General features: G+C 70.5%; 13 protein-coding genes. 7 read left to right on the top strand and 6 right to left on the bottom strand.

The genetic code is table 11. The annotated features are described in order from the left end of the window. Positions 1 to 349 precede the first annotated feature (349 nt). From ABT352_RS17450 to ABT352_RS17440, 3 genes are all read left to right on the top strand, one after another. The gene (locus ABT352_RS17450) at positions 350 to 1735 is read left to right on the top strand and encodes a selenium-binding protein SBP56-related protein (protein ID WP_350945861.1); all 1386 of its coding nucleotides are present in this window, start codon (positions 350 to 352) and stop codon (positions 1733 to 1735) included. Between the two features lie 58 nt (positions 1736 to 1793). Beyond that, entirely contained in the window at positions 1794 to 2429 is a 636-nt protein-coding gene (locus ABT352_RS17445; protein ID WP_350945860.1) for a hypothetical protein, read from the top strand. A gap of 73 nt (positions 2430 to 2502) precedes the next feature. After that, positions 2503 to 3744 (top strand): serpin family protein, encoded by a 1242-nt coding sequence (locus tag ABT352_RS17440; protein WP_350945859.1) that lies wholly within the window; start codon positions 2503 to 2505, stop codon positions 3742 to 3744. 162 nt (positions 3745 to 3906) lie between these two features. On the opposite strand, the gene ABT352_RS17435 is transcribed toward ABT352_RS17440, so the two are convergent. Both ABT352_RS17435 and ABT352_RS17430 read right to left on the bottom strand, forming a co-directional pair. Then, the gene (locus tag ABT352_RS17435; RefSeq protein ID WP_350945858.1) at positions 3907 to 4740 is read right to left on the bottom strand and encodes an SCO6745 family protein; all 834 of its coding nucleotides are present in this window, start codon (positions 4738 to 4740) and stop codon (positions 3907 to 3909) included. Between the two features lie 119 nt (positions 4741 to 4859). Continuing rightward, on the bottom strand, positions 4860 to 5600 hold the full coding sequence (locus ABT352_RS17430; RefSeq protein ID WP_350945857.1) for an SAM-dependent methyltransferase: 741 nt from the start codon (positions 5598 to 5600) through the stop codon (positions 4860 to 4862). 121 nt (positions 5601 to 5721) lie between these two features. Here ABT352_RS17430 and ABT352_RS17425 point away from each other — a divergent pair, with 121 nt between their 5' ends. Then, the gene (locus tag ABT352_RS17425) at positions 5722 to 6543 is read left to right on the top strand and encodes a MerR family transcriptional regulator (RefSeq protein WP_350945856.1); all 822 of its coding nucleotides are present in this window, start codon (positions 5722 to 5724) and stop codon (positions 6541 to 6543) included. A gap of 81 nt (positions 6544 to 6624) precedes the next feature. On the opposite strand, the gene ABT352_RS17420 is transcribed toward ABT352_RS17425, so the two are convergent. From ABT352_RS17420 to ABT352_RS17410, 3 genes are all read right to left on the bottom strand, one after another. Next, positions 6625 to 7062, bottom strand: coding sequence for an SRPBCC family protein (locus ABT352_RS17420; protein ID WP_350945855.1), 438 nt, complete (start codon positions 7060 to 7062; stop codon positions 6625 to 6627). Next, positions 7059 to 7259 carry a hypothetical protein gene (locus ABT352_RS17415; protein ID WP_350945854.1) on the bottom strand — a complete coding sequence of 67 codons (201 nt, stop codon included), beginning with the start codon at positions 7257 to 7259 and terminating at the stop codon, positions 7059 to 7061. The genes ABT352_RS17420 and ABT352_RS17415 overlap by 4 nt, the downstream gene beginning before the upstream one ends. 209 nt (positions 7260 to 7468) lie before the next feature. Beyond that, on the bottom strand, positions 7469 to 8386 hold the full coding sequence (locus tag ABT352_RS17410; protein WP_350945853.1) for a diacylglycerol/lipid kinase family protein: 918 nt from the start codon (positions 8384 to 8386) through the stop codon (positions 7469 to 7471). Positions 8387 to 8593: 207 nt separating this feature from the next. On the opposite strand from ABT352_RS17410, the gene ABT352_RS17405 reads away from it, so the two are divergent. The 3 genes from ABT352_RS17405 (at position 8594) to ABT352_RS17395 (ending at position 11989) form a co-directional block, all read left to right on the top strand. Next, positions 8594 to 10168, top strand: a complete 1575-nt coding sequence (locus ABT352_RS17405; RefSeq protein ID WP_350945852.1) for an acyl--CoA ligase family protein — start codon at positions 8594 to 8596, stop codon at positions 10166 to 10168. Positions 10169 to 10343: 175 nt separating this feature from the next. Then, positions 10344 to 11123: an IclR family transcriptional regulator gene (locus ABT352_RS17400; protein WP_350945851.1), complete on the top strand. Its 780-nt coding sequence runs from the start codon at positions 10344 to 10346 to the stop codon at positions 11121 to 11123. Positions 11124 to 11131: 8 nt separating this feature from the next. Then, positions 11132 to 11989, top strand: a complete 858-nt coding sequence (locus ABT352_RS17395; RefSeq protein WP_350945850.1) for a fumarylacetoacetate hydrolase family protein — start codon at positions 11132 to 11134, stop codon at positions 11987 to 11989. Positions 11990 to 12110: 121 nt separating this feature from the next. Here ABT352_RS17395 and ABT352_RS17390 read toward each other — a convergent pair whose 3' ends face one another. After that, positions 12111 to 12893 carry an MBL fold metallo-hydrolase gene (locus ABT352_RS17390; protein ID WP_350945849.1) on the bottom strand — a complete coding sequence of 261 codons (783 nt, stop codon included), beginning with the start codon at positions 12891 to 12893 and terminating at the stop codon, positions 12111 to 12113. Position 12894: the final 1 nt, after the last annotated feature.

The following is a 12894-nucleotide window of genomic DNA, read 5'->3' as shown; positions in this document are numbered from 1 at the left end:
TGCCGGGTTGTGGTTTCTTTGTTTTCGGATGCGGGCGGTTGTTCGGACGCCGCGCCGCCCCCCCCCGGGGTCCGTCGCCCCCCCCCCCCCCCGGGGGGGGGGGGGGGCCCCCCCCCCCCCCCCACCTCTCCCCTGTTAGGCGCCCTTTCACGAGTCTCTCGAAACCTCCGACGGCCTCCCTACGGGAAGATCTCCGGTCGCGCGAGCGGCCCTCTCGTTTCACCGGCCAGGAGACCGTGAGGAGGTGCCCCCGTCCGCACCGGTCACACAAAATGACCACTGGACAACAGGCAGTTTTCCTACATGATTAGTTGGGTACCGATTCCGGCTACGAGTTCAGGAGTTCGCCGTGGCACTCATCCAGCCCGACCCCACCTTCTACCCGTCGGCCCGTGAGGCCATGACGGCCCCGAAGGAGGAACTCGCCTACGTCGCACTGCTCGCCGCGACCGGCGACGGCCGGCCCGACGGGCTCGCCACGATCGACCTGTCGACCGGGGCGATCGCCGACGTGCACGACATGTCCGTCCCCGGCGACGAACTCCACCACTTCGGCTGGAACGTGTGCAGCGCGGCCCTGTGCCCGTACGCGCCCCACCCGCACGTGGAGCGCCGCTACCTGGTCCTTCCGGGTCTGAGGTCCAGCAGAATCTACATTTTCGACGTCAAGGACGACCCCCGGCGACCCAAGCTCGTCAAGACGATCGAACCGGAGACGATCTTCGAGAAGACCGGCTACAGCCGCCCGCACACCGTCCACTGCGGCACCGACGCCATCTACGTCAGCGCGCTCGGCGACGTGGACGGCGACGCGCCCGGCGGGATCTTCACCCTCGACCACGACACCTTCGAGCCGAAGGGCCGCTGGGAGGCCGACCGGGGGACACAGCGGCTGCACTACGACTTCTGGTGGCACCTCGGGCATGACACGATGATCTCCAGCGAGTGGGGAACACCCAACCAGATCGAGCCGGGACCCTCGCTGGAGCTTCTGGTCGGCCGACAGTACGGCCACCGGCTGCACGTCTGGGACCTGGCCAAGCGCAGACACCTTCAGGAGATCGACCTGGGTGACCAGCACCAGATGGCCCTGGAGCTTCGCCCCGCCCACGACCCGACCAAGACCTACGGTTTCGTCAACACCGTGATCAACGTCGAGGACCTGTCGGCCAACATCTTCACCTGGTACCTGGAGAACGGCGTCTGGAAGGCGCGCAAGACGATCACGATCCCGGCCGAGCCCGCCGACCCCGACCTGCTGCCCGAGCCGCTCAAGCAGTTCGGCGCGGTGCCACCGCTGGTCAGCGACATCTCACTCACCCTTGACGACCGCATCCTGCTCGTCTCCGCCTGGGGCACCGGTGAGCTCAAGGCGTACGACGTCTCCGACCCGTTCGCGCCACGCGAGACCGGCTCGGCCCGGATCGGCGGGATCGCCAGGCGTGACGGCCACCCGGCGGCTCGGGGCCGGGCGCTGAACGGAGGGCCGCAGATGGTCGAGGCGAGCAGGGACGGACGGCGGGTCTATTTCACCAACTCGCTCTACCGCTCCTGGGACGACGTCTTCTACCCCGACGGCATCTCCGGCTGGATGGCGAAGGTGGACATCGCCGACGACGGTTCGATCGCCCTCGATCCGGACTTCTTCGTCGACTTCTCCTCCGACGGCCGCCGCGCGCACCAGATCCGTCTGCAGGGTGGCGACTCCTCCTCCGACTCCTACTGCTTCCCGTGATCCCGGCCACCTTCCCACCGGACGTCGACACCTTCCCACTCCCCGCGAGGCACACCCGATGGATCTGACGTCCCTGCTCATCCTGGCCGGGCTCGGTGCCTTCCACGGCCTGAACCCGGCCATGGGCTGGCTCTTCGCGGTCGCGCTCGGGCTGCAGGAGCGCTCTCGCGAAGGGGTGCTGCGCGCGCTGCCGCCCATCGTGCTCGGCCACGCGGGCTCGGTGCTGATCACGCTCGTACTGGTGTCGGCGGCCCGGCTGGCCGCCCCGCCGAAAGCGGTCTCGTACGGCGTGGCGGCCGTGGTCTGCGGGTTCGGCCTCTGGCGGCTGCTGAGACGGCGCCATCCCCGCTGGGTCGGCATGAAGGTGACGAAGTGGCAGCTGGCCGGGTGGTCGTTCCTGATGGCCACCGCTCACGGTGCCGGGCTGATGGTGCTCCCTGTCGCCCTGCACAGCGGACACGGTGGACACGGCGGGCACGGGGGTCACGAAGGGCACGACGCCGCCGCGCTTGCCTCGCAGAGCCTGCTGACGACCGGGGTGCACACGGTGTCCATGCTGGTGACGACGACCGTTCTGGCCCTCGTCGTCTACGAGCGGCTCGGCGTGGCGGTGCTCCGCAAGGCGTGGTTCAACCTCGACCTCGCCTGGGCCGTCGCCCTCATCGGGGCCGGCGCCTTCGCCGCGATCACCTGATGCCGCCCGGCATGCGACCCGAAGCCCGCGCGAACCGGGTGAACCGCCCGGCGGCGGCGTACGTTTCAGGATCATGCGCCGACTGTTACCCGCCCTGCTGGCCGTCGCCGCCCTCTCGGCGTGTGCCATGACCTCCTCCAGCGTGATCACCGCGAAGGGGGTGGAACGGGAGACTCCGAAGGATCCTCCGATCAAGGAGACCGTACGCGGTCTGACCTCCTTCGGGCACGCCCTGTTCGCCGCGACCGCGAAACCCGGGGCCAACACCGTCCTGTCGCCTCTGAGCATCGGTTACGCCTTCGGCCTGGCGAGGGCGGGAGCCGCTGGAGACACCGCCACCGAACTCGACGCGGTCTTCGGCTTCCCCTCAGGCGGTCCGCACACCTCGCTCAACGCGCTCACCAGGCAGATCGTCACGACCGACGCTCCGCCTCCCCTTCCGGAACCGGACGCGGAGCGGGACGCCCAGGCGGGCGCGCCCGAACCACCGGTCGTGGGCATCGCCAACGACCTGTTCACCCAGGAGGGGTTGGACGTCAAGCCCGAGTTCCTGCGTACGCTCGCGGCGCAGTACGGCACGGGCGTGCGCCAGGTGGACTTCACCGGCGACGCCACGGAGGTCATCAACGCCTGGGCCGAGGAGCGGACCGCGGGGCGGATCAGAAAGGTGTTCGACGACCTGCCCGCGCGGACCAGGCTGGTCATCGCCAACGCCGTTTACCTGCGGGCCGACTGGACGGTGCCGTTCACCGACGCGCCGGAGGAGGGCGCCGCCTTCACCCGCGCGGACGGTACGACGACACGCACGACCCTGATGCGCAAGGACGGCTTCCTCCCGTACGCGGCGGGACCCGGCTGGCAGGCCGTGGAGTTGCGCTACGCCGGAGACGAGCTGGCCATGTGGGTCCTCCTGCCGCGAGCGGGCGGTTCCCCCGGTGACCTGCTCTCCCCCGCCGTGATGGCGGGGGTGGCGCGCGGGCTTGAGGAGCGGCCGGTGCGGCTCGCCATGCCCCGGTGGGACTTCTCCACGAGCCTGGATCTGGCGGAACCGCTCGCGAGACTGGGGCTGCGGGGGACCGACTACTCGGGGATCACCGACGGAGCCCTCCTCGACCAGGCGGTCCACCGCGCCAACATCACCGTGGACGAGTGGGGTACCGAGGCCGCCGCCGTCACCGGTCTCGCTTTCGCCGTGTCGGGCCCGCCCGCACCGGAGGCCGAGGTCCGTGCCGACCACCCGTTCGCCTTCGCGATCGTCCACCGGCCGACGCTGACCCCGCTGTTCATCGGCCAGGTCGGCGACCCGGCCGTGTGAGGGCGTCCGGCTGAGTGAGGGCGCCCAACCGCCTGAAAGCGACCTGATCGCGTGAAAGCGAGCCGACCGGGTGAAAGCGATTCGGCCCGCCTGGCGGAAGGCCAGCGAAGACCCCGCTGTCCGGCGGGAGGTGACCGCGTGCGAGCGCGACCTTTCGCGGGCTCAGCGGGAGAAGGGGAGCAGGCCCTTGTCCACCACGGTCCGGCCGAAGACGCGGGCCAGCTCCGCCAGGCGGGCCAGTTCGTCGTCGGAGAGCGCGGCGTACGCGGGCAGCGCCAGCTCGTCGGTGCGGTCCTCGATCCGCTGCCTGAGCGCCGCGCCCTCCTCGGTGAGCTCGTCGCCGGCGAGCAGGCCGCGTCCGCGCAGCCCTTCCTCGGCCGAGGCCCACTCCTCCTCGGGCCAGTCGCGGCTGAGCTTGAGGAACACCGTGGGGACGTGCCCGGCCGCGGCGTGCAGGACCAGCGCGTCCAGCGGGCCGACGCCCTCGGCCAGCAGGGTCGCGACGTGCCCGTCGCCCCGGAACTCACGAAGCAGCGTCTGGGCGTGCCAGAGCCGTTGAAGCGGCTCGGAGGGCCAGGGCAACGCGGCGTGCGCGGCGAACAGCGGGCGCCCCTGGGGGTGCTCGCACGCCCTCTCCGCGGCGCGGACGGCGAGTTCCGTCGTCTCGGCGAGGGTGTCGATCTCGTGGATCCCGGCCCGGCGCAGTGCCGCTCCCGCGGCTTCGAGGCGGGCCGCGAGCAGCTTCTCCGGGGTCGTGACCTGCCACGCGGCGGGAAGGGCGCGCCGCACCAGGGCGGGGTGGAAGTTGTAGAAGGTCGCGATGACCAGCTCGGCGGAGGCGGTGCCGAAGGCCGCGGCACGGGAGGCGAAGTAGCCGGCTCGCTCATCGAGGCCGAGCGCGGCGTAGCGCTCGGTGGCCTCGGGCACGAAATAGATCATCCCGTGGACGGGCTCCAGGCGGCGCCAGGATTGACGGGCGAGCTGGACGTCGGTCATCACGCCTCCAGGTCGATGGAACGGTCGGGGCCCTCGGTCTCGTGCCGGGCGGAGCCGGCACTCCTCGGACAAACCGACCGGCCGGTCTCCAGGAACCTATTCCTACCCGCCAGTAGCCGTCAACGGCGGCGCACCACGAAGACGCCCCAGCCGAGGTATCGCCTGCCGTACTCGACGTGCGAGCGACGGGAGCGCTCCAGGAAGTCGCGCACCTCCCCGACCTCCGGATCGTCGGGGTTGCCGCGCAGCCAGTCGCTCAGCGTCCACCACTGGCTCGCCATGTAGCGGTCCCAGCTGTCGGGGTCGGCGAGGACCATCTCCAGCACCTCGACCCCCGCCGCCTCGAACCGGTCGAACGTCCCGGCCAGCGAGGTGAAGTCGTCCGGGCCGAAGCCGAACGACTCGTACGCCCCGGCGGGCGGCTCGGAGGTCCAGTACGGCTCGCCGACGAGGAGGATCCCGTCGTCCTTCAGCGCGGGGAGCATCAGCTTGACCGTTCCCTCCAGCCCGCCGCCGATCCAGGTCGCCCCCAGACAGGACACGACGTCGAACGCGCCCGCCTCCGCCCGGTAGGCTCCCGCGTCGCCCTTCTCCAGGCTGACGTGATCGGCCACCCCGAGTTCCTCGACCCTGGCGCGCGCCGCGTCGAGGAAGACGTCGCTGATGTCGACGCCGACCCCCTCGATCCCGTGGGCGAGGGACCACCGGCAGAGCATCTCCCCCTTGCCGCAGCACAGATCGAGCAGGCGCATTCCCGGCCGGAGCCTGGCGACCTCGCCGAGCAGCGCGAGCTTGTCGTCGGTGAACGGGTTGAGGATGCGATGACCGCCTTCGGCGATCTCGTGAAAACGCAGCGACATGGTCGCCATACTCACCCGGTGCCGAACCGCCGGGCAACCGGTTATCTCCGGGCGCTCCCCCGGGGAAGGGCCGGGAGGGGTTGCGGCTGACACGGTGTCAGCCCCTATACCTGAAAGCACCATGTTCAGTATCGGAGAGTTCTCCCAGCTCGGCCAGGTGTCGGTGCGCATGCTGCGCCACTACGACGCGATCGGCCTGCTCAGGCCCGCCCATGTCGACCCGGACAGCGGGCACCGCTTCTACCGGGCCGACCAGCTGTCCCGGCTCAACCGCGTCATCGCCCTGAAGGATCTCGGCCTCACCCTGCGCCAGATCTGTTCGATTTTGGACGAGCGGGTCGACGCCGCGGAACTGTACGGGATGTTGCGGCTGCGCCGCGCCGAGTTGGAGGAGCGGATCGCGGCGGACACGGCCAGGCTCCTCCGGGTGGAGGTACGGCTCACGACGATCACCAAGGAAGGTCACATGCACCCGGAAGAGGTCCTTCTCAAACCGATCCCCTCGACACGCGTGGCGGAACTCACCGCCGTCGCGGCCAGTTACGAAGGCGAGGACATAAGCCCCGTCATCCAGCCCCTCTTCACCGAGCTGTGCCGCCGTCTCGACGTGGCCGGCGTGAAGGTCACCGGGTACGGCATCGCCCGCTACGAACCCGAGGCCGACGGCCGGGTGATCGTGCACGCCGGGCTGGAGGTCGCCGCGGAGACGAGCGACGACCACGACTTCGCCGTCGTGGACCTGCCGGAGATCGAGCAGGCCGCCACGATCATCCACCGCGGCTCGATGGAGGAGGTCGGCCCGACGTTCCAGACGCTGGCCCACTGGATCGACGAGCACGGCTACCGGGGTGTCGGGCTGGCCCGGGAGGTCTCCATCGACTGTCCCGAGGGCGACTACGACAACTGGGTGACCGAGCTGCAGATGACGGTCACCCGGGCGTGACGAACACCGCGGGCGGCGATCACCCACGGTCCGGCGGCGTGAACGACGGGCCGCCGAGGCGCTCTCCGCCCGTGGACGACGTCACGCGTCCGAGGTGACCAGGTCACCGAGGCGGCGGGCGTTCCGCTGGAGCTTGCGCCTGAGCATGCGTCCGAGAATGGGAGCGCGCAGGCGTAGCAGCCCCGGGGGCCTCACCTGGAACCAGATGGTCAGCAGGCACCGGTCGTCATCCAGGGGCACGACCGATCTGCCGCCCACGACCTCGATTCCCGACGTCCCCCGCCAGAGGAACTCCCTTCCGGGCACCACCGAGGTCACCACACCGCTGATGTAGTAGACGCCCCCGGCGAAACGGAACATCTCCTCGGTGGTGGTGCCCGGGACGACGATTCCCGGCGGGTCGGGCGCCATCGTGGTCACGCCCGCACGCCAGCGGGGATCCTGGCCGAAGTCGGCGACGATGCGCCATATGTCGGCCGCGGGGTGGTCCATCTCGATCGAGACCCTCACCTCGATCACAGCTCGTACACGGTCCCTGCCGGCCTCTCGGACGCGGTCCGCGGGCGGGCCCGGGCAGCGTCGGCGGCGGCGTTGTCGTCGTTGCCGTCGCGTGAAGCCGGAGCGGAAAGGACCGGCACGGGGTCCCTACGGGGGCCCGGCGGGGCGTCGTGTTCGCCGCCGGGGGCGACGTTCTCCGTCCAGTGTTCCCCGGTCATCGCCCCGCTCTTTCCCGTTAAGCGAAATCAGTCGATGAACCATATCGAATATGTATTTGTCATGAATGCTAACTAAAAGGGGGTTTCGGGGGGCGTCGGGACGCCCCCCGAATGTCGCGCGGGCCGACACCGGTACACGACGCCCCACGATCACCGCCGATCGGAGCCGGCGGCTCACGATCGTCGTCGGCCTGGCCGGCGATCCACGATCACGGCTGGTCGGAGCCGGCGGACTCGGGGACACGGATGGTGATTCCGCCGGGCACGACCTTGGCCTTGAGCTCGGTGACGCTGCCCTTGGCGCCGCCGTCCAGCTCGTAGGTCATGGGAGTGGCGAACGTGGCGGTCATCTTGCGCGCCCGGGTCATCCTGACGAACGGCGACTCGTCGGACCGCCCCACGCTCATCCGGCCGAGCACGCGGGCCCACTGGATCGGCCCCTCCGCGGTGGTCACGCCGATCTCCAGCCATCCGTCGTCGGGACGCGCGTCGTCGAACGCCTCGACACCGCCGGTGATGGTGCCGACGTTGCCCAGCAGCAGACAGCTCGCCTCCCCCTCGAACCATGTCACGCCGTCGATCTTGACCTTCATCCGCACGAGCTCTCCCCGGACGTGGCGCAGCCCCGTCCAGACGTACGCCACCCGCCCCAGACGGTCCTTCAGCCCTCGATCGGCGTCCTCGATCATCGCCGCGTCGAAGCCGACCCCGGCCATCACCGCGAAGTGCTCGCCGTTGACCTTTCCGAGGTCCAGCTTCCTGCTCTCGCCGTGGAAGGCGATGTCCACGGCCTTGGGCAGGTCCTCGGGGATGCCCAGGTTCTGCGCGAAGAGGTTCGCCGTCCCCGCCGGGAGGATGCCGACCGTGACGCCGGAGCCCGCGAGCGCGTCCACGCAGCGCTGCACCATGCCGTCGCCGCCCCACACCAGGACCAGGTCGGCCCCTTCCTTCAGCGCCTTCTTCGCCTTCTTCGGCGCCTTCTTGCTCTTGGGCACCTCGTACCAGAGCAGTTCGCCGACGCCCTCGTCGGCGAGCAGCCTGCGCAGCTCGTCAAGCCCGCCGCCGAACGTCTTCTTCTGGTGGGCGATCACCGCGACCGTGCCGACCTTCTGCTTCCGGGGCAGCATCTGACCTCCTGTAACGCCACGTCGGATACCTCAACGGCTGCCCTCACCCCGAACCGGCAAACGTCGCCGCCCGCCGGAGGGATCCTCCCGCACCCGGGTCGTTCGTCTCCCGGCCCGGCCATTAAGTTCACATATATGAACAGCTTGACAGCATACGGAACCCACCTGACAATGGGCCGCGAAGCCCCACAGAGAGGCGGAGTTGCCGTGTCGGCTCATGTCAGTCGGACGCCCGACGCGGGCGTCGTCGCAGGTCTGAGTTTCGAGGCCCTCACCCCGACGGCCTTCCTGGACCGGGCCGCGGCGGTCCACGCCGACCGCACGGCGGTGATCGACGGGCCACTCCGGCTGACCTACCGCGAGCTGCACGAGCGGTGCCTGCGCCAGGCGGGCGCGCTCGCCGCCCTGGGGGTGCGCCCCGGCGACCGCGTCGCCGTGCTCGCCGCCAACACCCCGCTGCTCCTGGAGTCGCATTTCGGCGTGCTGTACGCGGGAGCGGTGCTCCTCACCCTCAACATCAGGCTTTCGGCGGAGGAGTTGCGCCACATCGTCCGGCACTCGGGTGCCCGGCTGCTGATCTTCGACCCCGAGTTCGCCGAACTCGCCGAGGCGGTCGCCGAACCGCTGGAAGACCTGAGAGCCGTGGGCCCGCTGGAGTACGAGCGGCTGCGCGCCGACGCCGCGCCACACCGGGTGCCCGTGACGGACGAGCACGCGCTGATGGCCCTCAACTACACCAGCGGAACCACCGGCCATCCCAAAGGGGTCATGTACCACCACCGGGGCGCCTACCTCCAGGCGCTGGCCATGGTCGCCCACTTCCGCCTCACCCAGGAGGCCGTCTACCTCTGGACGCTGCCGATGTTCCACTGCAACGGCTGGGCGTTCCCCTGGGCCGTCACGGCCGTCGGCGGGGTCCACGTCTGCCTGCGCGGAGCCGACCCGCACCAGGTGTGGCGACTGATCGCCGCCGAGCGGGTCACCATGCTGTGCGCCGCGCCCACGGTGCTGATCTCCCTGGTCGAGGCCGCCCCCGCGTCACCCGACGGCCATCGGGTGACGGTCGCGGTCGGCGGCGCGCCGCCGTCGCCCACCCTGCTCCAGGGCTGCGCCAGGGCCGGCTTCGACGTCACCCACCTGTACGGCCTGACCGAGACGTTCGGCCCCGCGGCCATCTGCGACTGGCGGCCCGAGTGGTCGGCCCTGCCGATCGGCGAGCAGGCACTGCTCCGCGCCCGCCAGGGCGTCTCGAACCTGGTCTCGTGCGCGATGCGCGTCCTCGACGCCGAAGGCCGGGACGTGCCCCGGGACGGGGAGACGATCGGCGAGGTCGCGCTGCGGGGCAACACGGTGATGCTCGGCTACTACCGGGACGAGGAGGCCACCCGGGCCGCCGCGCCCGACGGCTGGTTCCGCACCGGCGACCTCGGCGTGCTGCATCCGGACGGCTACCTGCAACTGCGTGACCGCGCCAAGGACATCATCGTCTCCGGCGGGGAGAACATCTCCTCGATCGAGGTCGAGGCGGCCCTGGCCAGTCATCCGGCGGTCCTGGAGGCGGCGGTGGTCGGCGTTCCCGACGATCGCTGGGGCGAGCGTCCCTTCGCCTTCGTGACCCTGCGCCCCGGCGCGGAGGCCACCGCGGAGGAGCTGCGCGCGCACGTACGCGGCCGGATCGCCGCGTTCAAGGCGCCGGACAGGTTCGAGTTCGGGGAACTGCCCAAGACGTCCTCCGGCAAGATCCGCAAGGTGCCGTTGCGTGCCCGGGCCAATGCCCGCTGACACCGCCGGTCGAGGACGCGGACCTCCGCGCGGAGCGAGCGGCACAGCCGGGCGTCCCCCGAGCGCGAACCGCCGCACCGGGCGGTCGACCGGAGCTTTCCCCACCCGTCAGCGAAGCGGGTAAGGTGCCACTAGCCGAACCTCGGTTTACCTACATGAACGGCCTTCCATCGCCATGAACCCACTTGTCAAGTCGGCGGACCGCACCCTCGCCATTCTGGACCTGCTGACCGACCATCGCGACGGCCTCACCCTGACCGAGATCCAGCGCCTGCTGGAGATCCCGAAGAGCAGCACCTACACGCTGCTCGTCACGATGGCCACCAGGGGGTTCCTGGAACAGGACGCCGAGACCCGGCGCTTTCGCGTCGGCATCCGGCTGTGGCAGGCGGGCCAGAGCTACGTCGCGGTCTCCGACCTGGAGCAGGCGGCGCTGCCGTACATGGAGGCGCTGCGGGACACCCTGAACGAGACCGTCCAGCTGGCCACGCTCGACGGCACGGACAACGTCTACATCGCCAAGGTCGACCCCGACCAGCAGCTGCGCCTCGCCTCCCGCGTCGGCATCCGGCTGCCGGCCTACGCCACCGGGATCGGCAAGGCCCTGCTCAGCCAGCTCCGCGACGAGGAGATCGGGGAACGGTTCGCCGAGGTCCGCTTCGTCCAGTACACCCCTCAGACCATCACGTCGCTGCCCCACCTGCTCGCCGCCGTGCACGAGGTACGTGAGAACGGCTACGCGACCGACAACTCCGAGTACACCCCCGGCGTGTTCTGCATCGCCGCGCCCTTCAGCGGCCACCGGGGAGGCGGCCGCGCCGCGATCAGCGTCTCGATCCCCGAGATGCGCAAGACGCCGGCGCTCATCGCCACGACCATCGACAACGTCCGCTCGACCGCTCACCAGCTCTCGCTGCGCATGGGCTACCAGGTCGGCGCGGGCGGCAACGCGTAAGGACTCACATGGAACTCTTCCGGTTCGGCCCGGCCGGGTCAGAACGCCCCGCCGTACGGCACGAGGGGCGCGAGTACGACCTCACCTCGCTCACCGCCGACCTCGACGGCGCGTTCTTCGCGGCCGACGGCATCGAGCGGGTCGCCGCCGCCCTGGCCACGGGTGAGCTCACCGAGATCGACACGACCGGGCAGCGGATCGGATCGCCCGTCGCGCGGCCCGCCGCCGTGGTGTGCATCGGGATGAACTACGCCGCCCACGCGGCCGAGTCCGGCGCGGCCCCGCCGGAGCACCCCGTGGTCTTCCTGAAGCACCCGGGTTGCGTGGTCGGCCCCGGCGACGAGGTGATCCTCCCTCCCGGTTCGGTCAAGACCGACTGGGAGGTCGAGCTCGCCGTGGTGATGAAGCGCACCCCGCGCTATCTGAGCGACCCGGCCGAGGCCCTCGACTACGTGGCGGGCTACGCGCTCTCCAACGACCTGTCGGAGCGGGCGTTCCAGATCGAGGTGTCGGGCGGCCAGTGGTCCAAGGGCAAGTGCGCCGAGACGTTCAACCCGCTCGGCCCGGTGCTGCGGCCCGCGGCCGAGATCCGGCCCGACCGGCTGCGGCTGCGCTCCTGGGTCAACGGCGAGCCCCGGCAGGACTCCAGCACCGCCGACATGATCTTCTCGGTGCCCGAGCTCATCGTGCACCTGAGCAACCACATGCTGCTGCTGCCCGGCGACGTCATCAGCACCGGAACCCCCGAGGGCGTCGGTCTCTCCGGCCGCTTCCCCTACCTCAGGGCCGGCGACGTGGTGAGCGTGGAGATCGACGGGCTGGGCCGGCAGGAGCAGAAGGTGGTGGACTACCGGCCCGTGTCCTGAGCGACGTCAGGGCACGGGCGGACGGCCCCGCGACCGGTCGCGGCACGGAAAAACGACACGGAAAAGACGACCCGGCAGGCCCGGCACCGCGCGATCGGTCGCGGTGCCGGGCCTCCCGCGTTCACGAGCCGGGGAGCTCCGCGACGACGCCGTCCGGGTAGCGGGTGAGCTGGTCGGCGTCGTAGATGGTCAGCGGCACGTCGGCCACCCTGCGGACCCGCTCGTGGGCCGCCATCGCCTCGTAGATGTTCTCGCAGATCCCGATGGGCTGGTCGGTGTCGAGGTTGCGGCGGGTGAAGTAGGCGTCGGTCACCGTGACCACGCCCGCCGTGCTGTCGATCTCCACGGCCATGGAGGCGCGGTGGTGCGAGCCGGTCCACCAGGTACGGATCCCCGGCACCACCTCGTCCTCGTCGGCGAGCAGCCGGACCCGGTCCCACGCGTCGTGGGTGAGATAGCCGAGCACGTCCGGCGGCAGGCAGGCCCAGCGGTCGTCGTGCGGGTGCCGCTTGGTGCGGTGGAAATGGGTCCAGCCACGCTCGGTCAGGCAGATTCGCGCGTTCGGGAACAGCGGGACGTTCGAGGTGGTGTAAAGCTGCAGCGGCGTCAGCAGGACGTGGGTGACATCCTCCGGTGCGACACCGTGCGCGGCCAGCTGGTCGGGCAGCCACTGGCCGGGCTCACGCCGCATCGCCGCGCGCTCGCCGAGGAAACCGGCCCACTGCTCGTTCATCGGGCCGAGGTCCTCGGCCGGTCCCGTGCCGACGAGCGCGGTGACCCCCTCGCCCTGGATCAGCACGGCCTGGAAGGCGAGCCGATACCACCGGTCCCAGTCCGACATCCAGTACACCTCGGGACCCGGAACGTCTCCGTCGCCCAGATGAAGCAGACGTACACCGAACATC

The organism is Streptosporangium sp. NPDC000563, from assembly GCF_040299985.1.
Classification (GTDB): Bacteria; Actinomycetota; Actinomycetes; order Streptosporangiales; family Streptosporangiaceae; genus Streptosporangium.
Note: the sequence above shows the minus strand (reverse complement) of the source record. Positions and strands in the feature narration are given on the sequence as shown.